The 26,740-nt window shown below is 43.4% G+C and carries 26 protein-coding genes and 2 tRNA genes; 18 read left to right on the top strand and 10 right to left on the bottom strand.

Going from position 1 to position 26,740, the window contains the following annotated elements:
• Nucleotides 1-49: 49 nt before the first annotated feature.
• The 12 genes from gmk (at nt 50) to SSV_RS08555 (ending at nt 12,666) form a co-directional block, all read left to right on the top strand.
• A complete protein-coding gene (gene gmk / locus SSV_RS08610; RefSeq protein WP_002893505.1) occupies nt 50-682 on the top strand; it encodes a guanylate kinase in 633 nt (210 codons plus the stop codon).
• A 25-nt stretch (nt 683-707) separates the two neighbouring features.
• On the top strand, nt 708-1,022 hold the full coding sequence (gene rpoZ, locus SSV_RS08605; protein WP_072074480.1) for a DNA-directed RNA polymerase subunit omega: 315 nt from the start codon (nt 708-710) through the stop codon (nt 1,020-1,022).
• 60 nt (nt 1,023-1,082) lie between these two features.
• The gene (locus tag SSV_RS08600; protein ID WP_072074479.1) at nt 1,083-3,470 is read left to right on the top strand and encodes a primosomal protein N'; all 2,388 of its coding nucleotides are present in this window, start codon (nt 1,083-1,085) and stop codon (nt 3,468-3,470) included.
• Between the two features lie 83 nt (nt 3,471-3,553).
• Nucleotides 3,554-4,489 carry a methionyl-tRNA formyltransferase gene (fmt, locus tag SSV_RS08595; RefSeq protein ID WP_072074478.1) on the top strand — a complete coding sequence of 312 codons (936 nt, stop codon included), beginning with the start codon at nt 3,554-3,556 and terminating at the stop codon, nt 4,487-4,489.
• A complete protein-coding gene (rsmB, locus tag SSV_RS08590) occupies nt 4,479-5,795 on the top strand; it encodes a 16S rRNA (cytosine(967)-C(5))-methyltransferase RsmB (protein ID WP_072074477.1) in 1,317 nt (438 codons plus the stop codon). The genes fmt and rsmB overlap by 11 nt, the downstream gene beginning before the upstream one ends.
• Nucleotides 5,796-5,813: 18 nt before the next feature.
• Nucleotides 5,814-6,554, top strand: a complete 741-nt coding sequence (locus tag SSV_RS08585) for a Stp1/IreP family PP2C-type Ser/Thr phosphatase (RefSeq protein ID WP_002903268.1) — start codon at nt 5,814-5,816, stop codon at nt 6,552-6,554.
• Nucleotides 6,551-8,398 (top strand): Stk1 family PASTA domain-containing Ser/Thr kinase, encoded by a 1,848-nt coding sequence (gene pknB, locus SSV_RS08580; RefSeq protein WP_072074476.1) that lies wholly within the window; start codon nt 6,551-6,553, stop codon nt 8,396-8,398. Before SSV_RS08585 ends, pknB begins: the two co-directional genes overlap by 4 nt.
• Before the next feature lie 144 nt (nt 8,399-8,542).
• Nucleotides 8,543-9,238 (top strand): cell wall-active antibiotics response protein LiaF, encoded by a 696-nt coding sequence (gene liaF / locus SSV_RS08575; protein WP_072074475.1) that lies wholly within the window; start codon nt 8,543-8,545, stop codon nt 9,236-9,238.
• Nucleotides 9,235-10,254 carry an envelope stress sensor histidine kinase LiaS gene (locus SSV_RS08570; RefSeq protein WP_072074474.1) on the top strand — a complete coding sequence of 340 codons (1,020 nt, stop codon included), beginning with the start codon at nt 9,235-9,237 and terminating at the stop codon, nt 10,252-10,254. Before liaF ends, SSV_RS08570 begins: the two co-directional genes overlap by 4 nt.
• Nucleotides 10,232-10,864 carry a response regulator transcription factor gene (locus SSV_RS08565; protein WP_002920048.1) on the top strand — a complete coding sequence of 211 codons (633 nt, stop codon included), beginning with the start codon at nt 10,232-10,234 and terminating at the stop codon, nt 10,862-10,864. The genes SSV_RS08570 and SSV_RS08565 overlap by 23 nt, the downstream gene beginning before the upstream one ends.
• Nucleotides 10,865-10,903: 39 nt before the next feature.
• Nucleotides 10,904-12,304, top strand: coding sequence for a bifunctional Cof-type HAD-IIB family hydrolase/peptidylprolyl isomerase (locus SSV_RS08560; protein WP_072074473.1), 1,401 nt, complete (start codon nt 10,904-10,906; stop codon nt 12,302-12,304).
• Nucleotides 12,304-12,666 (top strand): S1 RNA-binding domain-containing protein, encoded by a 363-nt coding sequence (locus SSV_RS08555; RefSeq protein ID WP_002901252.1) that lies wholly within the window; start codon nt 12,304-12,306, stop codon nt 12,664-12,666. The genes SSV_RS08560 and SSV_RS08555 overlap by 1 nt, the downstream gene beginning before the upstream one ends.
• Nucleotides 12,667-12,770: 104 nt before the next feature.
• Here SSV_RS08555 and cysK read toward each other — a convergent pair whose 3' ends face one another.
• From cysK to SSV_RS08540, 3 genes are all read right to left on the bottom strand, one after another.
• On the bottom strand, nt 12,771-13,700 hold the full coding sequence (gene cysK / locus SSV_RS08550) for a cysteine synthase A (RefSeq protein ID WP_002893488.1): 930 nt from the start codon (nt 13,698-13,700) through the stop codon (nt 12,771-12,773).
• A 100-nt stretch (nt 13,701-13,800) separates the two neighbouring features.
• Nucleotides 13,801-14,241 carry a PH domain-containing protein gene (locus SSV_RS08545; RefSeq protein WP_002911311.1) on the bottom strand — a complete coding sequence of 147 codons (441 nt, stop codon included), beginning with the start codon at nt 14,239-14,241 and terminating at the stop codon, nt 13,801-13,803.
• An 11-nt stretch (nt 14,242-14,252) separates the two neighbouring features.
• On the bottom strand, nt 14,253-14,897 hold the full coding sequence (locus tag SSV_RS08540; RefSeq protein ID WP_072074472.1) for a YigZ family protein: 645 nt from the start codon (nt 14,895-14,897) through the stop codon (nt 14,253-14,255).
• Between the two features lie 56 nt (nt 14,898-14,953).
• On the opposite strand from SSV_RS08540, the gene SSV_RS08535 reads away from it, so the two are divergent.
• From SSV_RS08535 to SSV_RS08515, 5 genes are all read left to right on the top strand, one after another.
• Nucleotides 14,954-16,252 carry an ATP-dependent helicase ComFA gene (locus SSV_RS08535; protein ID WP_072074471.1) on the top strand — a complete coding sequence of 433 codons (1,299 nt, stop codon included), beginning with the start codon at nt 14,954-14,956 and terminating at the stop codon, nt 16,250-16,252.
• The gene (locus SSV_RS08530; protein ID WP_072074470.1) at nt 16,249-16,914 is read left to right on the top strand and encodes a ComF family protein; all 666 of its coding nucleotides are present in this window, start codon (nt 16,249-16,251) and stop codon (nt 16,912-16,914) included. The genes SSV_RS08535 and SSV_RS08530 overlap by 4 nt, the downstream gene beginning before the upstream one ends.
• Nucleotides 16,915-16,995: 81 nt before the next feature.
• Nucleotides 16,996-17,538, top strand: coding sequence for a ribosome hibernation-promoting factor, HPF/YfiA family (gene hpf / locus SSV_RS08525; RefSeq protein ID WP_002893481.1), 543 nt, complete (start codon nt 16,996-16,998; stop codon nt 17,536-17,538).
• A gap of 194 nt (nt 17,539-17,732) precedes the next feature.
• Nucleotides 17,733-17,806 (top strand) — tRNA-Arg (locus SSV_RS08520).
• Between the two features lie 46 nt (nt 17,807-17,852).
• A tRNA-Pro gene (locus SSV_RS08515) sits at nt 17,853-17,926 on the top strand.
• A gap of 340 nt (nt 17,927-18,266) precedes the next feature.
• On the opposite strand, the gene SSV_RS08510 is transcribed toward SSV_RS08515, so the two are convergent.
• The 4 genes from SSV_RS08510 to SSV_RS08495 all read right to left on the bottom strand — a co-directional run bounded on the left by SSV_RS08510 (nt 18,267) and on the right by SSV_RS08495 (nt 20,911).
• Nucleotides 18,267-18,584 (bottom strand): DUF960 domain-containing protein, encoded by a 318-nt coding sequence (locus SSV_RS08510; protein ID WP_002899683.1) that lies wholly within the window; start codon nt 18,582-18,584, stop codon nt 18,267-18,269.
• Between the two features lie 127 nt (nt 18,585-18,711).
• Nucleotides 18,712-19,245, bottom strand: coding sequence for a nucleoside tri-diphosphate phosphatase (gene ntdP, locus SSV_RS08505; protein WP_002896978.1), 534 nt, complete (start codon nt 19,243-19,245; stop codon nt 18,712-18,714).
• Nucleotides 19,246-19,331: 86 nt separating this feature from the next.
• Nucleotides 19,332-20,108, bottom strand: a complete 777-nt coding sequence (gene recX / locus SSV_RS08500; RefSeq protein WP_072074469.1) for a recombination regulator RecX — start codon at nt 20,106-20,108, stop codon at nt 19,332-19,334.
• Nucleotides 20,109-20,134: 26 nt separating this feature from the next.
• On the bottom strand, nt 20,135-20,911 hold the full coding sequence (locus tag SSV_RS08495; protein ID WP_072074468.1) for an aminoglycoside 3'-phosphotransferase: 777 nt from the start codon (nt 20,909-20,911) through the stop codon (nt 20,135-20,137).
• Nucleotides 20,912-20,966: 55 nt separating this feature from the next.
• On the opposite strand from SSV_RS08495, the gene rlmD reads away from it, so the two are divergent.
• Nucleotides 20,967-22,358 (top strand): 23S rRNA (uracil(1939)-C(5))-methyltransferase RlmD, encoded by a 1,392-nt coding sequence (gene rlmD / locus SSV_RS08490; protein WP_072074467.1) that lies wholly within the window; start codon nt 20,967-20,969, stop codon nt 22,356-22,358.
• A gap of 175 nt (nt 22,359-22,533) precedes the next feature.
• Here the strand turns inward: rlmD and SSV_RS08485 are convergent, their stop codons facing one another.
• From SSV_RS08485 to glpK, 3 genes are all read right to left on the bottom strand, one after another.
• The gene (locus SSV_RS08485) at nt 22,534-23,238 is read right to left on the bottom strand and encodes an MIP/aquaporin family protein (RefSeq protein WP_072074466.1); all 705 of its coding nucleotides are present in this window, start codon (nt 23,236-23,238) and stop codon (nt 22,534-22,536) included.
• A gap of 68 nt (nt 23,239-23,306) precedes the next feature.
• Nucleotides 23,307-25,133, bottom strand: coding sequence for a type 1 glycerol-3-phosphate oxidase (glpO, locus tag SSV_RS08480; RefSeq protein WP_072074465.1), 1,827 nt, complete (start codon nt 25,131-25,133; stop codon nt 23,307-23,309).
• 67 nt (nt 25,134-25,200) lie between these two features.
• Complete coding sequence (gene glpK, locus SSV_RS08475) at nt 25,201-26,709, bottom strand: glycerol kinase GlpK (RefSeq protein ID WP_002931471.1); 1,509 nt, start codon at nt 26,707-26,709, stop codon at nt 25,201-25,203.
• Between the last annotated feature and the right edge of the window lie 31 nt (nt 26,710-26,740).

The following is a 26,740-nucleotide window of genomic DNA, read 5'->3' as shown; positions in this document are numbered from 1 at the left end:
AATATCAGCCTAATTTTGTTACACTAGATAGAAAGACTGTGAAGGAGACATGATGACGGAACGAGGCTTACTAATCGTCTTTTCTGGTCCCTCTGGTGTAGGAAAAGGGACTGTTAGACGAGAAATTTTTGAAAGCACTGATAACCAATTCCAGTACTCGGTATCCATGACGACTCGTCCGCAGCGTCCAGGTGAAGTGGATGGAGTTGACTATTTCTTCCGCACTCGCGAGGAGTTTGAAGAGCTGATTCGTCAGGGACAGATGCTGGAGTATGCAGAGTATGTAGGAAACTACTACGGTACGCCTCTGACTTATGTCAATGAAACGCTGGATAAAGGTATTGATGTCTTCCTAGAGATTGAGGTTCAGGGAGCTTTGCAAGTCAAGAAAAAAGTTCCAGATGCCGTCTTTATTTTTTTGACTCCTCCAGACTTAGAAGAACTCAAAGACCGCTTGGTCGGGCGTGGGACAGACAGTGCTGAGATTATCGCCCAGCGCATTGAAAAGGCCAAAGAAGAAATTGCCCTTATGCGCGAGTATGATTATGCCATTGTCAATGATCAGGTGCCGCTGGCTGCCGACCGTGTCAAGCGCGTGATTGAAGCAGAGCATTTCCGAGTAGACCGTGTTATCGGCCGTTATCAGGACATGCTTCCCAAAAATGAAACGATTATTCGATAGAAAGTTAGAAATTAGGTAGAAAATTATGATGTTAAAACCGTCTATTGACACTTTGCTGGACAAGGTTCCGTCAAAATATTCCTTGGTTATTTTAGAAGCTAAGCGCGCTCATGAGCTTGAAGCTGGAGCTCCCGCTACGCAGGAATTCAAGTCTGTCAAATCCACTCTTCGTGCTTTGGAAGAAATTGAATCCGGCAACGTGGTCATCCATCCAGATCCAGATGGCAAGCGCGAAGCAGTTCGCCGTCGGGCAGAAGAAGAGCGCCTGCGTAAGGAAGAAGAAGAACGCAAGATTAAAGAGCAAATCGCTAAAGAAAAAGAAGAAGGTGAGAAGATTTAAGGTTGGGGATGCTCAATCTTATTTTTTCTGTAATGACGTTTAGGAAAGTGGGGTGAGAATGTGAAGTTAGCAAAGATTATTGTGGATGTTCCTCTGATGCAGACGGACAAGCCCTATAGTTATGCTATTCCAGAAGAGTTTGCTGGAATGCTAACGGCTGGCATGCGGGTCCATGTCCCTTTTGGGCAGGGAAATCGCCTGATTCAGGGGATTGTGGTCGGCTTTGATGAGACGGGAGGCCAAGAAGAGCTGAAGGAAATTGCGGAAGTCCTTGATTTCAGGCCAGTGCTGAATCAGGAACAGCTCTGGATGGCGGACGAACTGCGCAAGTCGGTCTTTTCCTATAAGATTACCCTTTTAAAGGCCATGCTGCCTAGTCTTCTCAACTCAAGTTATGATAAACTGCTCTATCCGACGGAGCTGCTGAATGATGAGGAACGTTCAGCTATCTTTGGACAGGAAGACAGCCTTCGCTTTTCTGATTTGGACAAGAAAAGCCAGGCTAAACTGATGCGAATGACTCAGACTGGCCGCATTCGACTGGAGTATCAGGCGACGGACAAGAAGCATATTAAGACTGAGAAATGGTATCAGGTCAATCATACTACTCTGCAAAATCATGATCTTCCCCGAAAGGCTAAGAAAAAACAAGAATTAAAAGAAGTCTTGCTAGAGCAGAAAGATAGCCGTCTCTTGGCTGATTTGCGAGAAAACTTTTCGCGCGATATTATTAATTACTTTATCAAAGAAAATCTAATTAGCATAGAAGATAGAGAAATCAGCCGTTCTGCTGCTTATTTCCAAAAGGAGCGGCAGCAGCAAAGTCTGACCTTAAACGATGAACAGGCCGCAGCGGTTGTGGCAATCACTCAGAAAATTGGTCAGAGTCATTCTCAGCCAGTCCTCTTAGAAGGGGTTACTGGCAGCGGGAAGACCGAAGTTTACCTGCAGGTCATCGCAGAGGCACTGGCCCAAGGCAAGACCGCTATCATGATGGTTCCAGAGATTTCTCTGACTCCGCAGGTTACTGATCGCTTTATTTCTAGATTTGGCGACCAAGTTGCAATTTTGCATTCAGGTCTGTCTGACGGTGAGAAATATGATGAATGGCGCAAGGTGGAGCGAGGAGCTGCTCAGGTTGTTGTCGGCGCGCGTTCAGCTATTTTTGCTCCGCTGACAAATATTGGAGCCATCATCATTGATGAAGAGCATGAATCCTCCTACAAGCAGGATTCTAATCCCCGCTATCATGCCAGAGAGGTGGCTCTCCTGCGAGCTCAGTACAATCAAGCTGTTTTAGTGCTGGGTTCGGCGACTCCGAGCTTGGAGAGCCGTGCTCGAGCAAGCCGTGGTGTCTATGATTTTCAGCTGCTCAGCAAGCGTGCAAATCCTCTGGCGCAGATTCCCCAAGTGGAAGTGGTGGATTTCCGGGATTATATCGGACAGCATGAGGCCAGTAATTTCACTCCAGTCTTGCTAGAGGCAATTCAAGATCGTCTGGATAAGGGAGAGCAGACGGTTCTCATGCTCAATAGGCGGGGTTATTCCAGCTTTGTTATGTGTCGAGAATGTGGGACCGTTGATAGCTGTCCTAACTGTGATATTTCTCTAACCCTGCATATGGACACCAAGACCATGAACTGCCACTACTGTGGTTTTACTAAGAACATTCCTCAGTCTTGTCCTAACTGTGCCAGCCGCAGCATTCGCTATTATGGTACTGGGACACAGAAAGCTTATGATGAGTTGGTTCAGCTCTTTCCCCAGGCTCGCATTTTGCGGATGGATGTAGATACGACCCGTAAGAAAGGCAGTCATGAAGCCATTTTAGAAAGCTTTGGTCAGGGTCAGGCAGATATTCTCTTAGGCACCCAGATGATTGCCAAGGGATTGGATTTTCCAAACGTGACGCTAGTTGGTGTACTCAATGCGGATACTGCTCTTAATCTACCGGACTTTCGCTCTTCAGAGCGAACTTTCCAGCTGCTGACTCAGGTGGCTGGCCGTGCTGGTCGGGCTGAAAAGGCTGGTCAGGTCTTTATCCAGTCCTACAATCCTCATCATTATGCCATTGAATTTGCCAAGCAGCAGGATTATGAAGGTTTTTATACTTATGAAATGGGAATCCGCCGGCAGCTAGGCTATCCGCCTTATTACTTTACGGTCGGCCTGACTCTGTCGCACAAGGACGAAGAGACAGCAGTGCGAAAAGCCTATGAGGTTATGGATATTCTGCGGAGAGGTCTGTCAGAAAAAGTGCAAATCCTAGGTCCAACTCCGAAGCCCATTGCCCGCACCCACAATCTCTATCATTATCAGATTTTGCTCAAATATCGCTTTGAAGACAAGCTGCAGGCGACACTAAATCAAGTCTTGGACTGGACACAGAATCGAGACAATAAAGATTTACGCCTGACAATTGATAATGAACCACAAAATTTTATGTAAAGCTTTTTAGCCGAGATTAAGGTAGTTGCAGGCGACTTCTGATATAATAAGGGAAGGAACAAAGAAGGAATCAATAGTTAAAAATGATGAAAATAATATTTATGGGAACGCCGGACTTCTCAGCGACTGTCTTAAAAGGGGTGCTGGATAGCGGTCAATACCAAGTGTTAGCCGTGGTGACGCAGCCGGACCGTGCGGTCGGCCGTAAAAGAGAGATACGCATGACTCCAGTAAAAGAATTGGCCTTGGAATACAAGCTGCCGGTTTATCAACCGGAAAAGCTGGCACAAAGCTCGGATTTAGAGGAGTTGATGAACTTAGAAGCAGATGGTATTGTCACAGCTGCTTTTGGGCAGTTTTTGCCTAGCCGCTTGCTGGACAGTGTTGACTTTGCGGTAAATGTTCATGCCTCTTTGCTGCCTAAATACCGAGGTGGTGCGCCTATTCACTACGCTTTGATCAACGGCGATGAGCAGGCGGGTGTTACGATTATGGAAATGGTCAAGGAAATGGATGCCGGAGACATGATAGCCAGCAAGGCGACGCCGATTGAAGAGACAGACAATGTCGGAACTCTCTTTGAAAAATTGGCGCTTATCGGTCGAGATCTGTTATTGGATGTTCTACCAGCTTATAGGGCAGGGCAGATTACACCTCAGCCGCAGGATCCTAGCCAGGTCACTTTTTCTCCGAATATCAGCCCAGAAGAAGAGCGGATAGACTGGAGCAAAACAAACCGGCAAATTTTCAATCAAATTCGCGGCATGTATCCTTGGCCGGTAGCTCATACCTTGCTGCAAGGGCAACGTTTTAAGATTTACCAAGCAGATATGGCAGCTGGCAGCGGTCAGCCGGGACAGATATTGTCTATTAGTAAAAAAGAACTGGTGATCGCAGCTGGTCAGGGAGCTCTCTCGCTGAAGACAGTTCAGCCTGCTGGTAAGCCCAAGATGGCTATCGTTGATTTTTTGAATGGACTAGGCCGCAGCCTGTCCATAGGAGATACTTTTGGAAAGTAAGCAAAAAACGGCCCGTTGGCAGGCCTTGGAAATTTTGGAAGAAGTTTTTGAAGAAGGAGCCTATTCCAATATTGCCTTAAACCGAGCTCTGAGTCAAAGTCCGCTGAGCCAAGCAGATAAAGGTCTGGTAACAGAGCTGGTTTACGGCACAGTTGCTCGGAAAATCACTCTGGAATGGTATTTATCCCATCTGATTGAGGATAGGGACAAATTAGATAACTGGCTCTACATTCTGCTTATGCTCAGCCTGTATCAGATGCTCTATCTGGACAAAATCCCTCAGCACGCAGTTGTTCATGAGACTGTTGAAATTGCGAAAATCCGTAAGCGCGGCAGCGAAAAATTTGTCAATGCTTTGTTACGTAGGATTGAGCGTGAGGGTGTAGCTGATTTTGAAACAATCAAGCGCAAAAACAAGCGCTATTCGATCCAGTATTCTCTGCCGGTCTGGCTGGTCAAAGCATTGATAGAAGAGTATGGCGAAGAAAGAGCTCTAGCTATCTTTGCCAGTCTCTTTGTTCGCAGCAAGGCCAGCATTCGCGTGACGGATATGTTGCGCAAGGCAGAGCTTCGTCAGCTTTTAGGGGTTGAGGACTCGCTCTTGTCTCCGTCAGCCTTGGTTAAGAAACAGGGGCATTTTGCTGGGCATCAGCTCTTTGAAAGCGGAGCGATTACGATTCAGGATGAGTCTAGCCAGCTGGTGGCTCCGACTCTAGCCATCGAAGGGGGGGAGGAGATTTTGGATGCCTGCAGTGCACCGGGCGGCAAGACTGTCCACATGGCTTCTTATCTGACGAGTGGCCACATTACAGCCTTGGACCTCTACGATCATAAGTTAGAGCTCGTAGAAGAAAATGCAAAAAGACTGGGCTTGGCTGATAAAATCACCACTAAAAAGCTGGACGCGACCAAGGTATTTGAGACTTTTGGCCCAAATACTTTCGATAAAATCTTAGTGGACGCTCCTTGCTCAGGTATTGGCTTAATTCGTCGCAAACCAGATATAAAATATAATAAAGAAAATGCAGATTTTGAGAATTTACAAAAAATTCAGCTGGATATACTAGACAGCGTTTGTCAAAGTCTACGTAAAGGTGGTATAATAGCTTATAGTACTTGCACAATCATGGCCAAGGAGAATTTTGAGGTTGTCGAGAAATTCTTGGCCAGTCATCCGAATTTTGAGCAAGTCTTATTAGACCATGAAAGAAAAGATATCGTCAAAGACGGCTGTATCTTGATTACGCCGGAATTATATGAAAGCGACGGATTTTTTATCAGTCAATTTAGGAAGATATCGGAATAAGAGGAGGAAACTGACAGTATGGAAATTTCATTATTAACAGATGTTGGTCAAAAGCGTACAAATAACCAAGATTATGCCAATCTTTTTGTAAATCGGGCTGGCAAGACCCTGATCATCTTGGCAGATGGTATGGGCGGCCACAGAGCTGGAAATATTGCCAGTGAAATGGCTGTGACAGACTTAGGAGCTGCCTGGGTTGATACACAGATTGATTCGGTGAATCAAGTACGTGAATGGTTTGCGGAGCACTTGGAAGAGGAAAATCAGCGCATTCATCAATTTGGTCAAGATGAAGAATACAAGGGCATGGGCACGACTTTGGAAGCCTTGGCTATCATTGATAATCAAGCCATCTATGCCCATATCGGCGATTCTCGCATTGGCTTGATTCGCGGTGATGAATACCGCCAGCTGACCAATGATCACTCGCTTGTTAATGCTTTATTGAAAGCTGGACAGATTACTCCAGAAGAAGCAGAGCGTCATCCGCAGAAGAATATCATTACCCAGTCTATTGGTCAAAAAGACGAAGTACAGCCTGACTATGGCATGATTACCTTGGAAGATGGTGACTACCTTCTGCTCAACAGTGACGGTCTGACCAATATGATTTCAGACAGTGAAATTTGTGACATTGTCACTAGCGACATCAGCCTGTCTGAAAAAACACAAACCTTAATTCGCTTTGCCAACAATGCTGGAGGACTGGATAACATCACAGTTGCTCTGGTTCGCTTTGACAAGGAGGATAAGGCATGATTCAAATCGGCAAAATCTTTGCCGGGCGATATAAAATCATCAAGCAGATTGGCCGCGGAGGCATGGCAGATGTCTATCTGGCCAAGGACTTGATTTTGGATGGTGAGGAAGTTGCGGTAAAGGTTCTTAGGACCAATTACCAGACAGATCCTATCGCTGTCGCGCGTTTCCAGCGGGAAGCTAAGGCGATGGCTGACTTGGACCATCCGCACATCGTTCGGATCACTGATATTGGAGAAGAAGACGGCCAGCAGTATCTGGCTATGGAATACGTGGCGGGTCTTGACCTCAAGCGCTATATCAAAGAGAATTCTCCGATTTCAAATGAAGAAGCAGTCAGAATCATGGGACAAATCTTGCTGGCAATGCGCTTAGCGCATACACGCGGTATTGTCCATCGTGACCTGAAACCACAAAATGTCCTCTTAACCCCAGATGGCAATGCCAAGGTAACAGACTTTGGAATTGCGGTGGCCTTTGCGGAGACAAGTCTGACTCAGACTAACTCAATGCTAGGCTCAGTTCATTATCTATCGCCTGAGCAGGCACGTGGCTCTAAAGCAACTGTTCAGAGTGATATTTATGCGATGGGGATTATTTTTTATGAGATGCTGACTGGTCACATTCCTTATGATGGGGATAGCGCCGTTACGATTGCCCTGCAGCATTTCCAAAAGCCGCTGCCATCAATCATTTCTGAAAATCCTAATGTGCCTCAGGCCTTGGAAAATGTGGTCATTAAGGCAACAGCCAAAAAACTGACGGATCGTTATCAGTCGGTTGCAGAGATGTATGTTGACTTGTCCAGCAGCTTATCTTATGAGCGCCGCAATGAAAAGAAATTGGTCTTTGATGATGTTGCGAAAGCAGACACCAAGACCTTGCCAAAAATCTCACCTGTACCTCAGCCGGCAGTTCCACCTGTTAAGTCTACCCCGCCTAAAGCGGAAGCGGCTGAAGTCAAGGAAGCGACATCTGATGCGGTTAAGAAAGCTCCAAAGAAACGTCGTTTGAGAACGCGTTATAAGGTTCTTTTCTTTGCAGTCCTATTGGTTTTGGCCGCCTTTGTGGTCCTTCTCTATAACAGCCCGTCTAACACCAGCGTGCCAGATGTTTCAGGCCAGACTGTAGCAGAGGCTCGCTCCGCTATTGAAGCTAAGAAGCTGGTTGTCGGAGAGGAAAAGGAAGAATACAGCGACAATGTCGAATCTGGCAAAGTTATTAAAACCGATCCACAGGCTAACAGTCAGCGCCGCGAAGGCAGCAAGATTGATCTGATTATTTCTAAGGGACCAAAGACCTTTGTGATGGAAGATTATGTCGGTCAAGCAAAATCAGCCGTAGTTGAAAATCTGAAAACAAACTATAATGTTTCTGAGAAATTGATTGAGATTGTTGAGGAGGAATCGGACGAGTACGAGCCAGGTCAGGTCATTCGCCAGTCACCGGCAGCTGGTTCGACCTATAATTTGACTTCTAATCATAAGATCAAGCTGACAGTGGCGAAAGAAGTAACTAGTGTGTCCATGCCTGACTTTGGCAGCATGCAGTACACCTACGCTAATGCACGGTCTTACTTGATCCAAATGGGAATTTCTTCTTCCCGAATTGAGCGAGTTGTTGACCGTTCGGTCACTTCGACTCAGGCAGACTTGGTAACTTCCCAGTCACCAGCGGCAGGTCAGACAATTGACCTCAAGTCAAATGAAAAAATCACTCTTTACGTGACAGAAGCAACGACACCATCGTCATCTAGCTCGTCATCATCTAGCAGCTCTAAAAACAGTTCATCATCCGATGATGAAAGTCATTCTAGTAGTTCTAGTTCTTCAGAACATCAATGATAAAAGACCATTCCTTTTAAGCTTTCTAGCTTGAAAGGAATGTTTTTTTCTTTTTTGCTGGACAAATTTCCCCATTTCATGCCTTGGACGGAGGTTTTTTGCTTTAATTTTGTTAAAATAGGAAGGTAGAGAAAGGAAACGGCTATGTGGAAGGTTCAATTATTTGTCTTTGTTGAAACAGTCTTATTATCTATGGCATTGGTTACCATGTTGGCAGCTGATTTTTCACGAGTTGTCATTATCTTGGTCCTTTTTTTGCTGCTGCTCTATTATTACTTCGGCAAGCAAAAAGGGAATTTTCTGCTGGTCGCTTCTATGATTATGCTGTTTTTCATTATCATGCTCAATCCCTACGTCATTGCTGCCCTTTTATTCGCGCTGGTTTATGGGATGATTGTTGCCTATCCTTATATCTATAAGGAAAATCAAGAAACCCATCTCGTTTATGAAGAAGATGTGGAAATTCAGAGTGAAAAAAATCGCTGGTTGGGGGACCTGCAGCATTTTTCTAAGGACAGCTGTCAATTTCATGACATCAATCTTTTGCGTATCGTTGGGAAAGACACCATTCATTTGGAAGACGTGATTTTGGTCAACCATGATAATGTCATTGTCATTCGAAAAGGTTTTGGCGATACCAAGATTATTGTGCCGCTGGATGTAGAAATTCAGCTGCAAATCAACACTCTCTACGGGGAGCTGAACTTTCTGCATCATCCATCTCGCAAGATGCGCAACGAAACCATTTCGCTGACGACACCAGACTATAAACGAGCCAATAAGACAGTGAAGATTGTCCTCGTCAGCTTCTTAGGAAATGTGGAGGTTGTCAGAAAGTGAAGAAATCAAATTATTTTCTCATTCTCCTCTATACTTTCTTTGTCTTATTTATCATCTTTCATTATATTTTTAATATTTTTGATTTCACTTGGCAGGAGCTCTTTAATGATTTGGAGCTGTTGCAGTCTTTTGTATTCTTTGTTGTGATTATCGGTTTATCACTGACTATTCTGATTGTGATTGCGGCTCGCTTGATACAATATCTGTCGGTAGCCAATGTGCAAAAAAATCTTCGGCATTTGCTAGATGGACGGAGGCTGGAGCCGACAGACCAACCCGAGTTGGATCGTTCTCTGCATCAGCTCGAGAGAAGGCTGCACCGTTTAACAGAGAATCTCCAGAAGTCTGAAAACCAAACCCTGCAGACAGAAGAGAAAATTATCGAAAAAGAACGGCGGCGGATTGCGCGTGATTTGCACGATACTGTCAGTCAGGAATTATTTGCAGCCAATATGATTCTTTCAGGAGTGGCTGGAAATGTAGAACGGCTCGATGGACAAAAACTGCAAAAGCAGCTCAAGGGGATTGCAGATATTCTGGACACAGCCCAGAAGGATTTGCGGATTCTCCTGCTCCACCTACGACCTACAGAGTTGGAAAATAAGACTCTGATCGAAGGTATGGATGTGATTATCAAGGAGCTGACTGATAAAAGCGACATTGATGTTCACTTCAATCATCAGGTTGGGCATCTACCCAAACAGATGGAGGAGCATGTCTTCAGAATCATGCAGGAAATTATCAACAACACACTGCGGCATGCCCAGGCCAGTCGGTTGGATATTTACCTCTATCAGGCACCTAATGAACTTAAAATCAAGGTATCTGATAATGGCGTTGGTTTTGATCCGCTGGCTCAGGATGAACTCAGCTACGGCTTGAAAAATATGGAAGACCGTGTACGGGATATGGCGGGTACCTTTAAGCTTTTGACTGCCCCCAGAAAAGGTCTTTCTATTGAAATCACGATACCTTTACTAGAAGGAGAAGATCATGAAGATATTGTTAGTGGATGACCACCAGATGGTCAGATTGGGATTGAAAAGTTATCTGGAACTGCAAGAGGATATAGCAGAAGTATCTGAAGCAGTCAATGGTAAAGAAGGCGTTGAGCAAGCTTTGGCAAGTCGTCCGGATGTGATTATCATGGATATTGTCATGCCTGAGATGAATGGGATTGAAGCGACACTGGCCATTTTAAAAGAGTGGCCAGAAGCAAAAATTCTGATTTTGACTTCCTATCTGGATAATGAAAAAATTTATCCTGTTCTGGATGCAGGGGCTCACGGGTATATGCTTAAGACTTCCAGCGCTGAAGAAATTCTCCGTGCCGTCAAAAAAGTGGCCAAGGGAGAATTTGCCATTGAAACAGAGGTCAGCAAGAAAGTGGAGTACCATCGTAACCATATCGAGCTCCATGAGGATTTGACAGCTCGTGAGCGTGATATTTTAGGGCTTTTGGCCAAGGGTTATGAAAATCAACGGATTGCAGATGAGCTCTTCATTTCCCTCAAAACGGTCAAGACTCATGTCTCCAATATCCTGTCCAAATTGGAGGTGAGCGACCGCACTCAGGCAGTTGTTTATGCTTTTCAGCACCATCTTGTCCCACAAGAAGACTTTTAATGATATAATAGAAAAGATTAAGATTGGACAAGGGGAGATATGGACGCGAAATTAAAGTATAAGGCAAAAAAGATAAAAATTGTCTTTTTCGATATAGATGATACCCTTCGGGTCAAGGATACAGGTTTTATCCCAGATTCTATCCAGACAGTTTTCAAGCAGTTGAAAACCAAAGGGATTTTGACGGGTATTGCGTCTGGTCGAGGAATGTTTGGTGTCGTGCCGGAGCTGAGAGCTTTGCAACCAGACTTTTTCGTTACGCTGAATGGAGCCTATGTCGAAGACAGCAAAGGGAAGGTGATTTCTCAGACGGTTATCCCTTCCGATAGAGTGGTGTCCTATATTGCTTGGGCTCAGGAGGAAGGGATTGACTATGGTTTGGTCGGCAGCCATGGAGCAGCCTTGTCCAATCGAAATTCTCTGATTTCAGAGGCCATTGATGTGGTTTATCCAGATTTGCCTGTAAATCCAGACTTTCATTTAGACAAAGATATTTATCAGCTTTGGACTTTTGAGGATAGAGGAGATGGCCTGCAGTTGCCAGAGGCGTTAGCGGAGCATCTGCGTTTGGTTCGCTGGCATCCTCATTCGTCAGATGTCGTGCCGACAGAAGGTTCCAAGGCAGCCGGAGTTTCCAAGGTTGTCGAGCATCTGGGCTTGAAACCTGAAAATGTCATGGTTTTTGGCGACGGACTCAATGATCTGGAATTGTTTGACTATGCCGGAATTGGCATTGCCATGGGCGTTTCCCATGAAGAACTGCGAAAAAGAGCAGATTATATTACAAAAACAGTAGAAGAAGACGGTATCTTTGCCGCCTTAGAGGAGTTAGGTATGGTAGAAAAAGAATTACATTTTCCACAAGTAGAACTTGCAGCAGCAGAAGGTCCAAAAGCGACTATCAAGACTAATCATGGAGACATGAAAGTTCAGCTGTTTCTAGAACAGGCACCAAAAACAGTAGCTAACTTTATTGCCCTTGCTAAAGATGGTTATTATGACGGTGTAATTTTCCACCGCATTATTCAGGACTTTATGATTCAGGGTGGCGATCCTACTGGTACTGGTATGGACGGTCAGTCTATTTATGGCGAGAAATTTGAAGATGAGTTTTCACCAGAATTGTACAATATTCGCGGTGCTCTTTCCATGGCAAATGCTGGGCCGAATACTAACGGCAGTCAATTTTTCATTGTTCAAAATAAAAATCTACCTTATTCGGCTAAGGAGTTGAGCCGCGGCGGCTGGCCTGAAGCTATCGCTGAAGTCTATGCCAGTCAGGGAGGAACACCGCATTTGGATAGGCGCCACACTGTCTTTGGTCAGCTGGCTGATGAAGCGTCCTACCACGTTTTGGACAAGATTGCAGCTGTTGAGACGGGTGCTATGGACAAGCCCGTGGAAGATGTTGTGATTGAGACGATTGAGGTTGAAGACTGATGAAAATCGGTGATAAATTAAAAGGCAAAATCACAGGGATTCAGCCTTATGGAGCTTTTGTTGAGCTGGAAAACGGAACGATTGGCCTGATTCATATCTCAGAAATTCGTCCGGGTTATATTGAAAATATCCATGATAGTGTAAAGATCGGCCAGCAAGTATTGGTACAGGTTGTGGACTATGATGAATTTTCTGGGAAGTCCAGTCTGTCCATGCGAACCCTGGAAGAAGAAAAGCACCGCCTCCCTAGACGCCACCGCTTTTCAAATGACCGCTGTAAAATTGGTTTTGAGCCTTTAGGCAGACAGCTGCCTATCTGGATCAAAGAGGCAAAAAAATTCTTAAAAGAAGAAAAAGTTTAAAAAATATCCTGTTCCATAAGAGAACAGGATATTTTTGTTAGATAGAATTGCCATTCAATTCCTAGCCGAGTGCTGAATTGAAATGGACATGTTTTCAAAAAATACTAAGCATCAAATTCATAGAGAGCGGTAGACAGGTAGCGTTCGCCGTTATCAGGTGCCAGAGCAAGGACTTTCTTGCCAGCTCCTAGTTTTTTCGCTACTTCAATAGCTGCGAAAATAGCAGCAGCAGATGAAATTCCCACTAAGAAGCCTTCCTGACCGCCAATATAGCGTCCAAATTCCAGTGCTTGATCAGAAGTTACGCGGACAATACCGTTGTAGGCTTCTGTATCTAAGGTCTCTGGAATGAATCCAGCTGAAAGTCCTTGGATTTTGTGAGGGCCTGGCTTCTCACCAGAAAGGATAGCAGATTCGTCTGCTTCAACTGCATAGATTTGGATGTCTGGATTAACTTTTTTGAGAGCATGAGACACACCAGAAATGGTTCCGCCAGTTCCGACACCGCCTACAAAAGCATCCAGTCCAGTTTCACCGAAAGCAGCGATAATTTCTGCTCCTGTTGTTCGTTCGTGTACCTCTGGATTAGCCGGATTGTTAAATTGCAGTGGCAGCCAGCCATTACGTTCTTGTGCGATTTCTTGTGCTTTTGCAATAGCGCCTTTCATTCCTTCGCTACCCGGAGTCAAGACCAACTCAGCACCATAAGCTTGGATAATCTTGCGGCGCTCCACACTCATGGTTTCAGGCATAACAATGACAACCTTGTAGCCTTTGGCTGCTCCAACCCATGAAAGGCCAATACCAGTATTTCCGCTGGTTGCTTCAACGATGGTATCGCCAGGCTTAATAAGGCCATCGCGTTCAGCCGCCTCAATCATGCTGAGAGCAATCCGGTCTTTAACAGACGAACCAGGATTGAAAGCCTCTAACTTCACATAAACCTCAGCAGCTCCTTCTGGAACCAAGTTGTTCAATTTGACGATGGGAGTTTGCCCAATTAGTTCTGTAATGTTTTGATAAATACGTGACATAGGATACATACCTCAATATAATTTAATAGAATTAGTATAAAATGAAACAAGCGCTTTGTAAAATATAAAAATCCTATCAAAGTGATAGGATTTTTTTATATTAGATTAAACCATTAATTTTCAAACGATTATTATAGGCTAATTCAAATAGATATTTATATAAGGGTGCAATATCTGCCTTTTTAGGAAATTCGAACTTATGTTTCTTAGGGAACTCGTTGTGGGCTTTTAAAAAGGCATTGTCTAAATAAGTGATTGTAATTTCACTATCATCAATACCAGCTCCAGCAGTTTCCATATCAACGTCCACAATATTCATCAGAAAAATTGATTTCACAGACATCTTCCGGCCAGTTGCTCCTTGCTTGTCAGTAAAAATAATACGAATATTTGTAAATAAGATAGAGTCACGAATCAGAGTGTAGCCACTCTGGATAACTTCACCTTCAAGTAAATATTGTCCGTATTCTTTTGAAAGTTGATCAACATTTTGTTCGCTGAAATTTCCAGCTAATCCTTGCATTAATTTTCCAAATGCCATAATTTTCTCCTTTAATTTTCTTTATCTAGTATAGCATGCACTTCAACTTCTCGCAAGCCTAAGTCAGTTAGTTCTATTTTTCCGTTGAAAAATTCTGTTAAATTTCTCTTAGTGATTTCTTTGATATTTTTGTCAATATAAATGGTTGTATCAACTAATTCTGTAAAGATAGTATCGGTTTCTTCTAAGTTTTGGACCTTAAGAAAATTCGTAAAATCCTGATATTGACTGTAAGACAGTTGTAGGCGCAGGCCAGCCTGTTCTTTTATCTCAACCAGTCCAATCTCCTTAATAGCCAGAGTAACACTGCCGGCATAAGCTCGAATCAGACCGCCGGCTCCGAGTTTAATACCGCCAAAATAGCGAGTAACCACAACGCAAAGATTGGTCAAATTGTGCTTTTCTAGGACTCCCAGCATAGGAACTCCGGCTGTTCCACTGGGCTCACCATCATCGCTAGTTCGCTTTATATCACTCTTTTCCCCAATGACAAAAGCAGAGCAGTTATGAGTGGCCTTGTAATGTTCTTTTTTTATAGCAGCTATAAAAGCGCGAGCCTCTTCCTCAGAGTAAACTCTTTTTACATGGCAGATAAAGCGGGATTTTTTAATTTCCTCTTGAACCATGCCATCTTCTTTAATTGTCTTAAATTCCATAACTATATTTTATAAAAAAAAGATGAATTTTGCCAAAAAATTACGAATAAATAAGTATGTTAGAGTTACAAGATTGTTTAGGACGGATATTTACAGAAAGTCAGTTAGAGTCTAGCTTGCGAGCACAAGCAAAAGAAATTCCCAGTATCCGAGAAGAAAAAGGCAAGCTCTGCTGCGGACGCTGCAACAGCTTGATTGAACGAGAAAATCAACTGCCGGTTGGAGCTTATTATTGCAGAGAATGCTTAATCTTGGGTCAGGTACGGAGTGACCAAAAACTCTACTATTTTCCCCAAGAGGATTTTCCTAAGAATCAGGTGCTTAAATGGCAGGGGCAACTGACAGAGTTTCAAGGAAAGGTTTCCAAAGGATTACTTGATGCGCTGGAGAAAAGGCAGAATACGTTAGTGCATGCTGTTACTGGCGCTGGAAAAACAGAAATGATTTACCAAGTGCTTGCAAGGGTTATTGATAGAGGAGGTTCTGTCTGTTTGGCCAGTCCGCGGATTGATGTTTGTTTAGAGCTTTATCGGCGCCTTAAAGAAGATTTTTCTTGTGAAATAGCTCTTCTGCATGGGGAGTCAGAAGCTTATTTTCGCAGCCCCTTGGTAATTGCCACCACCCACCAGCTCTTAAAATTTTATCGGGCTTTTGATTTGTTGATTGTGGACGAGGTAGACGCCTTTCCTTATGTGGATAATCCCATACTGTATCACGCTGTAGAGCGTTCAGTTAAAGAGGATGCTACAACTATTTTTCTGACAGCCACTTCCACAGATGAACTGGATAAAAGAGTTCAAAAAGGTGAGTTGAAACGCCTGAGTCTTCCCAGAAGATTTCATGGTAATCCCTTGACTATCCCTCAGAAAATTTGGTTATCCGATTTTCAAAAACATCTTCAGAAGAAGAAAATAGCACCTAAACTTTTGAACTATATAGAAAAACAGAGAAAGACTCAATTTCCTCTCTTGATATTTGCTGCAGAAATTCAAAGAGGAGAGGATTTTTCTCATGCTTTGCAGATAGCTCTGCCTGATGAAAAGCTGGCTTTTGTCGCCTCCACAACAGAAAATCGTCTGGAGATTGTCGAACAGTTTCGTCGCAAGGAGATTACTATTTTGGTGACAACGACTATCTTAGAGCGTGGAGTAACCTTTCCTGGTGTAGATGTTTTTGTCTTGGAAGCCAATCATCGATTGTTCAGTCGTAGTGCTCTGGTACAGATTTCAGGACGAGTTGGCCGTAGTAAGGATAGACCGACTGGACAGTTGCTATTTTTTCATGATGGAACTACCCTTGCTATGGAAAAGGCAATTCGAGAAATGAGAGATATGAATAAAGAGGCAGGATTATGACAGAGTGTCTTTTATGTAAAGGGCAAATTAAGGAGAAAGGCAGTTTTTTACAGCTTTTTCTATTAAAAGGAGAAGGACCAAGCTGCTGCTCCACTTGTTATCAAAATTTTGAAAGCATATCTGAAGAGCGTTGCCCACGCTGTTTTCGCAATGGGAAATCAGATTTATGTACAGATTGCCAAAAATGGGAGGGAGAGGGGAATCAAGTTCAGCATCAGTCACTATTTACCTATAATGAAGCAATGAAGAATTATTTCAGTCAATACAAGTTTCAGAGAGACTATGCATTGCGTTTTGTATTTGCAAAAGCAACTAAAAAAGCAGTCAAAATGTTTAGAGAGCATACCATTGTTCCGATTCCAGTGAGTAACGAAAAATTTCAAGTGAGAGGATTTAATCAAGTGCAGGGGATTTTAGATGCTGCAAACTTGTCATATAGAAATATCTTAGAGAAAAAAGACACTCTAGCACAGTCGAGCAAGACACGTGAGGAGCGTCTGCAGACGCAGCAGGCTTTTAAAATTAAGAATGGAGTTGATTTGCCGAATAAAATTTTGCTGGTTGATGATATCTATACGACTGGAAAAACTTTGCAATTAGCCAAGCAAATCTTGCTGGAAGCAGGAGTGAAAGAAATTTTGACATTTTCAATCGCAAGATAAGAAAAAATTTGCAAAAAAGGAATGAAAGCGTTATAATGATATTATAAATAAAACATTTATGTTTAGAAAGAAGGTACTTATATGCTTAAATATAGTATCCGTGGTGAAAACCTAGAAGTAACAGATGCTCTCCGTGACTACGTAGTTTCTAAACTTGAGAAGATTGAGAAGTATTTCCAAGCAGAGCAAGAACTTGATGCGCGTGTGAACCTCAAGGTTTACCGTGAAAAGACTGCGAAAGTGGAAGTAACAATTCCGCTAGGCTCCATCACTCTTCGTGCAGAAGATATCTCTCAGGACATGTATGGATCAATTGATTTGGTCACAGATAAGATTGAGCGCCAAATCCGCAAAAATAAGACCAAGATTGAAAGAAAGAATCGCAATAAGGTTGCTACAAGCCAGCTTTTCACAGATTCCTTTGCTGAAGAAGCAGAAGAAATTCCGTCAAAAGTTGTTCGTTCAAAACACATAGATTTGAAGCCAATGGACTTGGAAGAAGCGATTCTGCAGATGGATTTATTGGGACATGATTTCTTTATCTATTCCGATGCTGAGGACAGCAGCACAAATGTTATATACCGTCGTGAGGATGGAGATATTGGCCTGTTAGAAGTCAAATAAATAATCTAAAAAGGTTGAGAGCAAGTTTCTCAACCTTTTTAGATTATAGAAAGTCATACTGTCAGCTGACAAAGAACAAGCACCCTATGCACTAGATAATAAAAGATATTTTTAGGTTCAAAAAATAAACTTCAAAAAAATCGTTCGATTCCGGTCCTCGGCATAGACTTGTAAGAGGCAGTAGAAGAAGATGAGCACCCTTAGCTCAACTGGATAGAGTACCTGACTACGAATCAGGCGGTTAGAGGTTCGACTCCTCTAGGGTGCATTTGGAAGCGAAGTCTTAGGGCTCCGTTTTTAGATTGTTTAAACACCGGGAAGTAGCTCAGCTTGGTAGAGTACTTGGTTTGGGACCAAGGTGTCGCAGGTTCGAATCCTGTCTTCCCGACTAGATAACATAGAAGATAGATGTACTGCTCTATCTTTTTTGTTTTTCAAGAAAACTGTATTTACAGTATTTATGACTTAGTTTACATTGGATTTAATTAGCGATAGAATCTTTTAGAACTACTGATCTTGTCTCTTTATATAATCCTATTTGAATGCAAGGAATTTGATTATTTAATCAAGTTTAGTTTGATTTTAAAGTCTAGTGTTTCGGGTGTTTTGCATCTATCATTCTGCTCGAATGTACTTTCCATTTGAGATGAGTAATATTAAAAACAAAAACCTCTGATAGCAGTGAATAGTTGCTTTCAGAGGTTTTTATATGTGCTGAGTATGATTTACTACATCAAAGAGTATTCGTCAGATAGCATAATGGTTTCTTTGCCCTTATTATCAACGATGTAGACTTTTCTGGGAAAGAAAGGGTCAAATTGATAGTTTAAGTCAAATGAAATAATGGTGTTGAAGTTTTTTTGTGAGAATCGTAGAGATACTCTTCCTTGACGATTGATGATTTCGAACTTGAGGACTGGGCGAAGTTCAAAGACCCCTTTGAGATTGTTATCAATGATGTACCAGAATGAGTCGACAATTTCTTCAGGGAGGCTCGTCATGATGCCAAAGCTGGCATATCGGCCGAGAGTATTTGTAAATGCCATGGGAGACTCCTTTCTTACAGTCTGGATTTTCTTATATGATACCCGAAAACGCTTGAGATTGCAAGAATTTGACCTCTAGTGAGGCCGAATTGGACAAAAGAAAAAGAGCTTGCGCTCTTTGACAACTTTATCGATTCTTTAGTTCAACATAACGTTTGTACCAAATATTGACATAAGCATCTGAAAATGGACCTCTTCCGTTGTTAATCCAATCAACTAGGATTTTGACATTTTCTTTGAGAATGAAATCCAAATCATCAGAATAGTGCATCTGTTTTTTGTGGCGTTCATATTCTTCTACATCCAACAGGCGTTTTTCACCATCAGCAAAGACTTTGACGTCTAAATCATAGTCAATGTATTTTAGAGCTTCATTATCCAGATAGTAAGGACTGGCTAGGTTGCAGTAGTATGAAGTTCCATTGTCTCGAATCATGGCAATGATATTAAACCAGTATTTTTTATGAAAATAGACAATGGCTGGTTCACGAGTTACCCAACGTCGGCCATCACTTTCTGTTACCAGTGTGTGGTCATTAACGCCAATAATGGCGTTTTCTGTTGTCTTTAGTACCATGGTATCTCGCCAGGTGCGGTGAAGATTCCCATCATGCTTATAACTTTGAATTGTAATAAAGTCGCCTTCTTTTGGAAGTTTCATAACTTACCAACTTTCTACAATTTATAAGTTCATCTTCTATATTGTAACATATTTTCATAGAAATGCATAAGTTTTCATTGGAAATCTTAAAGATATTCTCTCAGGGCGCTAGCGATGTCGGAGAAATCATAGCCTTTGCGTGCTAGAGCTTGGGTCAGACGCTGTTTTAAGTCATAGCCGTCGTATTTTTTTGAGTACTTGCGGTATTGCTTGTCTAGCTCTTTATAGAGCAGATCTTGCTGGTTTTCTTGGTCTTCTTCGATTTCCAAATGCTGATAGGCGGTTTTAGCTTGACTATAGGAAAAACCTTTGTTTATCAAGGATTGAAGAAGTTTATCTTGTAAGGCCTTGCTGGGTAGTTTTCCCTGGTATTTTTTGAGCAGCTTTTCGGCAACCTTGTCCGTTAGTTCAGTAAAATCAAACTGGCTCAATTCTTCCTTTATGATAGTGCTAGAAATTCCTTTTTGACTGAGTTTTTGCTTTAGAACAAAAGCGCCTTTGTCACCAGTGAGAAGGTTGGATTGGATAAAAGAATGAGCATATTTTCTATCATTAATCCAATTATCCTTTTTTAGATTGTCCAAGACCTGACTGATGATTTCTGGTTGAATGTCGTGCTGCGTTAAGTAGTCTTTAACTTCTTTTTCAGTTCTTTGCTTGAAGGAGAGATGGTAGAGGGCTAGATTTTTTCCGTAGGAAAATTGGGCATAGTCTTGAATTTCTAATAACTCCTGCTCCGTAATTTCCATTCCTTTAGACAGCATGAAGCGAACGATGGTGTCTTCTGTGATATAGAACTTTTCACTGTCGTCCAACTCCAAGAGGTAGAGTCTTTTTTTCTTTTCGATTTTTGTGATTTTCATAAGAGATTTTGGTAGAATCCTTTCTTTTAGCCAAATGCTTCAAAGGCAGCTATCAAGCGTAGTTTGTCAGTGTTAATGTCTTTCCTGCCATAGTGGTCAAGAAAGAGCTCTGCATATTGAGGTTCAGATAAATTATAAGTAAGAGACCAGATTGCCCAGTAAAGATCAATGTGTCTATCACTAAATCCAGCGAGGCCAAGGTCAATAAAGCAGGAGAAAGTTGTTGCGCCTTTCAGAATAAAATTAGGTAAACAGGCATCTCCGTGAATCAAGGCGTCCGCTGTCAGCAAGTGTCCTTGTTCTTGGATAAGCTGGTAGGCTTCCTCTCGACTTTGGATGTGGAATTGAGGCAGCAAGGCTTTTTGATAAAAGCAGCCTTTCCGATAATTTTCCTCTGCTTGCCCTTTATAGAGTTGGAGGCGATGTTTAATTGGGAAATACTGGGGTTGGATGCTGTGAAGTTTTTTTAGTGCAGCAGCCATTGTTTGGCAAAGTTCTTCTGGCTGTTGGAGAAAGGCTAGGGCGTCCTTGCCCTCGGCTTCTTTAGTCAGCAGGTAGTCTTTATCTGCTGTCAGGTAGTGGATGACAGGTACACCGAGCCCTTGCTCTTCAAACCATTTGGCAAGTGTGGCTTCTTGGGCTAACTGGCCTTTTTGATCGATTTTCAAATAATAGCCCGTATCAGCATAGAAAACACTGGCTCCGGAATGTGAGGAGCTGTCGTAAAGGGTGGCTCCCTCTAGATAAGTTCGTATTTGCTCAGGTAACTGGACTAGTGGAAGGGATATTTTTTTTGCTTTCATACTTTTATTGTAACATATTCTCAACTAATGCGAGGCGGCGTGGTATAATAGAAGCATGAATGTGAAAGTGAAGCAAAGAATCCCTTTGAAAATTAAGAAAATGGGGATTAATGGGGAAGGGATTGGATTTTATAAGAAAACGCTGGTCTTTGTGCCTGGGGCCTTGAAAGGTGAGGAAGTTTACTGTCAGGTGACCAGGGTTCAGCGTAATTTCATCGAGGCCAAGCTCTTGACCATCAACAAGCGGTCGAAATTTCGGGTGGAAGCGCCTTGTGAGATTTATGATAGGTGTGGGGGCTGTCAAATCATGCACCTCCACTATGACAAGCAGTTGGAGTTTAAGGAAGATTTGCTGCGTCAGGCTTTGAAAAAATTTGCGCCAGCTGGCTATGAGAACTATGAGATTCGTCCGACCATCGGTATGCAGGAGCCGCTCTATTATAGGGCCAAGTTGCAGTTTCAGACTCGAAAGTTTAAGGATGAGGTAAAGGCAGGGCTCTATGCCCAGAATTCCCACTATCTGGTCTCTCTGAAAAACTGTCTGGTTCAGGACAAGGTAACACAACAGATCATCAATAAGGTGGCTCGTCTTTTAGGCAAGTATAGGCTGCCTATCTATGATGAGAGAAAGACAGCTGGAGTACGCACGGTCATGATTCGCAGAGCCAGAAAGACAGGTCAGGTGCAGATGATTTTTGTGACGGGACGCAAGTTAGACTTTTCTCCAGTCGTTCAAGACCTAGTGGCTGAATTTCCAGAGCTAGAGACAGTTGCAGTCAATTATCATATGAGCAAATCCAGTGAGATTTATGGGGATAAGACAGAGATTATCTGGGGCAAGGAGGCTATCCAAGAAGGTGTGCTGGACTATGAGTTCTCTCTGTCGCCTCGGGCTTTTTATCAACTTAACCCTGAACAGACAGAGGTGCTTTATGGGGAGGCAGTCAAGGCACTGGATGTATCGGAAGAAGACCATTTGATTGATGCTTATTGCGGAGTGGGGACCATCGGCTTTGCCTTTGCTAAAAAGGTCAAGTCTTTGCGGGGCATGGACATCATCCCTGAGGCCATTGAAGACGCCAAGCGCAATGCGAAAAGGATGGGCTTTGACAATACACTCTACGAGGCTGGAACGGCAGAGGAGATCATTCCTCGCTGGTATGCTGAGGGCTATCGAGCGAATGCCTTGATTGTCGATCCGCCGCGAACAGGTCTGGATGATAAGCTACTGGAGACAATTGTCCGCTATGCACCTGAGAAGATGGTCTACGTTTCCTGCAATGTCTCAACTCTGGCTCGGGATTTGGTCAAACTCTGTCAGGTCTACGATGTTCACTATATCCAGTCGGTTGATATGTTTCCGCATACCGCTCGAACAGAGGCAGTGGTGAAATTGTCCAAGAAAGACAGCATTCGTATGGGTTCAGAAAGGACTCACAAAAGTTGATAAAATAGCTTTAAAAAAGGACTTAGTTTTCTGTGATACGGAGCTAAGCCTTTTCTTTTGTCAAAATTGCAATGGATTTATCGGAGGCATAAGCTAGGAAGGTTAGTCTCCACCTAATCAATTAGTCAAAAAAAGAGAACACTCGTCAAGTGTTCTCCAATCGTAATCGGTTATATTAGAATAAACCAAAGACTAGGACTGCAAGGACGGCACCAATAATTGGTCCGATAACTGGAATCCAAGCATAGCTCCAATCACCATCACCTTTGTTTGGAATAGGAAGAAGACTGTGCATGATGCGAGGTCCTAAGTCACGAGCTGGGTTGAGGGCATAGCCAGTTGTTCCACCAAGTGAGAGACCAATTCCGACAATCAATGTTCCGACTGCAAAAGTGCCAATGCCTGCTTGCAGTTTATAAAATCCAAGAGCGAAGATAGTCAGTACAAGAACAAAGGTTCCAAGGATTTCACTAATCAGGTTAGAGAAGGTATCTTTGATAGCTGGGCCTGTGCTGAATGTCCCCAAAACATTAGCTGGATTTTCTTCAGCCAAATAGTGAGGTTTGAACTGTAGGAAGACGAGGAACTGTCCGACCATAGCACCTGCAAACTGAGCAAGGATGTAAGGAAGAACAGATGCCCAAGGCAAATCACCTTTCAGAGCTACTCCGATAGTTAGGGCAGGATTCAGATGGGCTGGGCCAAGGTTGCCAGATACAAAAGCAGCGATGGCAACGGCAATCCCCCATCCCATGGTAATCACAATCCAACCTGAATTGTGGCTCTTAGTTTTGGGAAGAACTACACCTGCAACTACACCATTTCCCAAAAGGAGCAAGAGCAGTGTTCCTAAAAATTCGCCAAATATTTCTTTCATCATCTATGTTACTCCATTTAAAAGAAGGGGTGGTAGACAGTTGTTTTGCCTACCGCCTCTTCTCGTACTTTCTATTTTTTTAATTCTTCTAAATCGTTATTTGCAAGGGCAGCTTGAACATCGTTTCGATAAGCTGCTTTTTCTTCTTCTGTCCAGTCGTAGAATCGTCCCATTTCATCCAGAACAGGCTCAACAATAGCGTCTAAACCATCTCGCATAAAGAGCATGTGGTTTGTCCGGCGAAGCAAGAAGTCAACTGGGCTGAGTGCTAATTCGTTACGCATTGCATAATGCAGTGACAAGGTATCGGCTAAGCTAAGACCTGGTGCTTGTTCGATGCTGTGTGCGAGGGCAAAGACTTTAGGAGCATTTGATCCGTAGAGGTTTGCAAGATAGAAGGCTTCTTTGCTGTCTAAGCCGCGTGATACACCAAGTTGAGCAAAAGCTTCGATTTCGGAATCCACATTTGCTGGATTGAGCTCTCCGCCTGAAACAGGATAGGTCTTCGAGTTGATTAGCTTGAAGCTGCGGTCGAATTCTGCTTTTAAGATTTCAACCACGCGCTCCATAGCGCCTTCAGCCATCTTACGGAAGTCTGTAATCTTACCACCAGCAAGAGTCAAGAGACCATTGTTATCACGGTCCAAACTAGAGCCACGTGATACAGCAGATGGATCCAAGTGTTTTTCAGACGTGCTGCTTTCGAGTTGAGTAACAGCCGCTTCAACATCTTCACGGGATTTTTCTTTAGCCAGATAGCTCTCAACGGTCGCAATCAGTGCATTGAAGCTTTCGTCGCTAATGGTACCGTTGTTTCCGCCGTTATAGTCAGAAGCGCTGTTTCCTGCAATGAGAGGACGAAGACCTGCCCAGCTGCTTTCGATATCGTCAATTGTGATCTTTGCTTCTGGGAAGCGATTGTTGACAATGCCCAAGAGGTAATCCACATCTTCTTGTGTTACTTTTGGATGCTCTAGGTCGCCAGTGTAGTCAGTGTCAGTCGTACCAAAGTAGGTTTTATTTTCACGTGGAAGAACAAATACCATCCGGCCGTCTCCCAAGCCTGTATCAAAGTAAACTGGCTGAGAAACCTTGATCTTGCTAGAGTCAACTACCAAGTGAACACCCTTGGTTGGACGCATTTGAGAATATTGCTCACCATCATTTGACAGATTGCGAACCTTGTCGCTCCAAGGTCCAGTTGTGTTGATAACCAAGCGAGCCTTGATTTCAAAGACTTCATCCGTCAAGAGGTCACGCGCAACAACGCCTGTAATCTTTCCAGATTCGTCAAAGAGGAAGCCTTCTGCTTTGACATGGTTGGCAATCAGGGCGCCGTCTTGGTTGGAGCGTTTGATGTTTTCAATCACGAGGCGCGCGTCGTTGTTGCGGAAGTCAAGATAGACACCACCGCCGACTAAGCCTTCCTTCTTAAGTTCAGGTTCCCGTTCTAGGACTTCTTCCTTACTCAAGACCTTGTTGGCAGCAGGAGTGTTGTTAACACCAGCCAAGAGGTCGTAGAGGTCCATAGCCACTTTGAGGCGGAAGAGACTGAAAGTAGCGCCATCTTCTTCATAGACAGGAAGCAGCATTGGATCTGGTTTTGGAATATGAGGGGCAATTTGCTGAACTACAGCACGCTCAGAAACTGTATCTGAGACCACTTCTACATCGAATTGCTTAAGGTAACGAAGGCCTCCGTGGACCAATTTGGTAGAACGGCTAGAAGTCCCTTCTGCAAAGTCCTGCATTTCAATCAGACCGGTCTCCAGTCCACTAGCTGCCGCTTGCAAGGCTACCCCAGCACCGGTAATCCCACCACCGATAATCAAGAGGTCCAAGGTGCGTTCCTGCATTTTTTTTATCGATAATTCACGTGTTTTCTTTGAAAATTCCATAATTACACACTTTCTAACTTAGTCGTTTCCTGCTTCTACTGACTTTTTTATCAAAAATAAATCAGTATCAGTCGTCGATTTCTGCAAAGGCTTGAGTTGCCTTAACGGCTTTTTTCCATCCTTTGTAGAGTTGTTCCTTGCGGGATTCATTCATAGACGGTTCAAAGAGTTCTCCAGTTTCATTGAGAGTGCGGAGTTCGTCCAAGTCTTTCCAGTAGCCTACTGACAGTCCTGCCAAGAAGGCTGCACCGAGAGCAGTTGTTTCTAAGTTTTTAGCACGGGCAATATCGATTCCTAAAATGTCAGCCTGGAACTGCATGAGGAAGTTGTTCATAGCGGCACCGCCATCGACTTTGAGGACCTGAATAGCAGTCTTGGCATCCACCTGCATAGTGTCAATGATGTCTCGTACTTGGTAAGCGATGGATTGCAGGGTAGCCTTGATAAAGTCTTCCTTGCTGGTTCCGCGGGTCAAGCCAAAGACAGATCCACGGGCATTTTGATCCCAATACGGAGCGCCTAGACCTGTAAAGGCAGGTACGACATAGACTTCGTCATTGTTGTGAGAATCGAGAGCATATTTTTCAGATTCTGGTGAATTTTCAACCATTCGAAGACCGTCACGCAGCCATTGAATAGCACTTCCGGCAATGAAGATAGAACCTTCTAAAGCATAGTAAACCTTGCCATTAATTCCATAGCCAATGGTTGTCAAGAGGTTGTTTTCAGACAGCTGCATCTCTTCACCAGTGTTCATGATGATGAAGGAACCAGTTCCGTAAGTATTCTTGACCATGCCAGGCTCAAAAGCTAGCTGTCCAAAGAGAGCTGCCTGCTGGTCACCAGCCATACCAGAGATTGGAACTTCTCCACCGTAGAAATGGAATGGAGCAGTCTTACCATAAATTTCTGAGTTAGAACGAACTTCTGGAAGCATAGCCTTTGGAATGTTGAGGATTTCCAAAATCTCATCATCCCATTTGAGATCCTTGATGTTATAGAGCATGGTACGAGCTGCATTTGAGTAGTCGGTCACGTGAGCTGCGCCGTCAGTTAATTTCCAAACCAGCCAGGTATCAATAGTACCAAAGAGCAATTCGCCCTTTTCAGCTCTTTCTTGCGCTCCCTCTACATGGTCCAAAATCCAGCGAACCTTGGTAGCAGAGAAGTAAGCGTCAATAATCAAACCAGTCTTTTCATGGAATTTTTCCACATAGCCTTGGCTTTTCAGCTGTTCAGCCAGAGGAGCAGTCTGACGAGATTGCCAAACGATAGCATTATAGATAGGAAGACCAGTATTTTTATCCCAAACGACAGTTGTTTCACGCTGGTTGGTTATTCCGATGGCTTCGATTTGATTAGGTTTGACTCCACTTTCGATGAAGGCACCTGCGATAACGGACTGAACAGAGTTCCAAATTTCATTGGCATTGTGCTCAACCCATCCAGCTTGAGGGAAAATCTGAGTAAATTCTTTTTGACTGGAGCTAACTTTTTCTCCTTTTTTATTAAAGATGATGGCGCGTGAACTAGTTGTTCCTTGGTCGATGGCCATGATGTATTTTTCTTGTGACATGAACTGTCCTCCTAGTAAAAATCTTGAGGAG

Origin of the sequence: Streptococcus sanguinis (genome assembly GCF_001078705.1) — a bacterium.
In the GTDB taxonomy this organism is placed as follows: domain Bacteria; phylum Bacillota; class Bacilli; order Lactobacillales; family Streptococcaceae; genus Streptococcus; species Streptococcus sanguinis_D.
The sequence above is the reverse complement of the archived record's forward strand: the minus strand, read 5'-3'. Positions and strand labels throughout refer to the sequence as shown.

Coding starts and splice junctions, on each gene's coding strand:
- gmk (WP_002893505.1), top strand. CDS start 50: ATGATGACGGAACGAGGCTTACTAATCGTCTTTTCTGGTCCCTCTGGT.
- rpoZ (WP_072074480.1), top strand. CDS start 708: ATGATGTTAAAACCGTCTATTGACACTTTGCTGGACAAGGTTCCGTCA.
- fmt (WP_072074478.1), top strand. CDS start 3,554: ATGATGAAAATAATATTTATGGGAACGCCGGACTTCTCAGCGACTGTC.
- SSV_RS08585 (WP_002903268.1), top strand. CDS start 5,814: ATGGAAATTTCATTATTAACAGATGTTGGTCAAAAGCGTACAAATAAC.
- pknB (WP_072074476.1), top strand. CDS start 6,551: ATGATTCAAATCGGCAAAATCTTTGCCGGGCGATATAAAATCATCAAG.
- liaF (WP_072074475.1), top strand. CDS start 8,543: ATGTGGAAGGTTCAATTATTTGTCTTTGTTGAAACAGTCTTATTATCT.
- SSV_RS08565 (WP_002920048.1), top strand. CDS start 10,232: ATGAAGATATTGTTAGTGGATGACCACCAGATGGTCAGATTGGGATTG.
- SSV_RS08560 (WP_072074473.1), top strand. CDS start 10,904: ATGGACGCGAAATTAAAGTATAAGGCAAAAAAGATAAAAATTGTCTTT.
- SSV_RS08555 (WP_002901252.1), top strand. CDS start 12,304: ATGAAAATCGGTGATAAATTAAAAGGCAAAATCACAGGGATTCAGCCT.
- cysK (WP_002893488.1), bottom strand. CDS start 13,700: ATGTCACGTATTTATCAAAACATTACAGAACTAATTGGGCAAACTCCC.
- SSV_RS08545 (WP_002911311.1), bottom strand. CDS start 14,241: ATGGCATTTGGAAAATTAATGCAAGGATTAGCTGGAAATTTCAGCGAA.
- SSV_RS08540 (WP_072074472.1), bottom strand. CDS start 14,897: ATGGAATTTAAGACAATTAAAGAAGATGGCATGGTTCAAGAGGAAATT.
- SSV_RS08535 (WP_072074471.1), top strand. CDS start 14,954: ATGTTAGAGTTACAAGATTGTTTAGGACGGATATTTACAGAAAGTCAG.
- SSV_RS08530 (WP_072074470.1), top strand. CDS start 16,249: ATGACAGAGTGTCTTTTATGTAAAGGGCAAATTAAGGAGAAAGGCAGT.
- hpf (WP_002893481.1), top strand. CDS start 16,996: ATGCTTAAATATAGTATCCGTGGTGAAAACCTAGAAGTAACAGATGCT.
- SSV_RS08510 (WP_002899683.1), bottom strand. CDS start 18,584: ATGGCATTTACAAATACTCTCGGCCGATATGCCAGCTTTGGCATCATG.
- ntdP (WP_002896978.1), bottom strand. CDS start 19,245: ATGAAACTTCCAAAAGAAGGCGACTTTATTACAATTCAAAGTTATAAG.
- recX (WP_072074469.1), bottom strand. CDS start 20,108: ATGAAAATCACAAAAATCGAAAAGAAAAAAAGACTCTACCTCTTGGAG.
- SSV_RS08495 (WP_072074468.1), bottom strand. CDS start 20,911: ATGAAAGCAAAAAAAATATCCCTTCCACTAGTCCAGTTACCTGAGCAA.
- rlmD (WP_072074467.1), top strand. CDS start 20,967: ATGAATGTGAAAGTGAAGCAAAGAATCCCTTTGAAAATTAAGAAAATG.
- SSV_RS08485 (WP_072074466.1), bottom strand. CDS start 23,238: ATGATGAAAGAAATATTTGGCGAATTTTTAGGAACACTGCTCTTGCTC.
- glpO (WP_072074465.1), bottom strand. CDS start 25,133: ATGGAATTTTCAAAGAAAACACGTGAATTATCGATAAAAAAAATGCAG.
- glpK (WP_002931471.1), bottom strand. CDS start 26,709: ATGTCACAAGAAAAATACATCATGGCCATCGACCAAGGAACAACTAGT.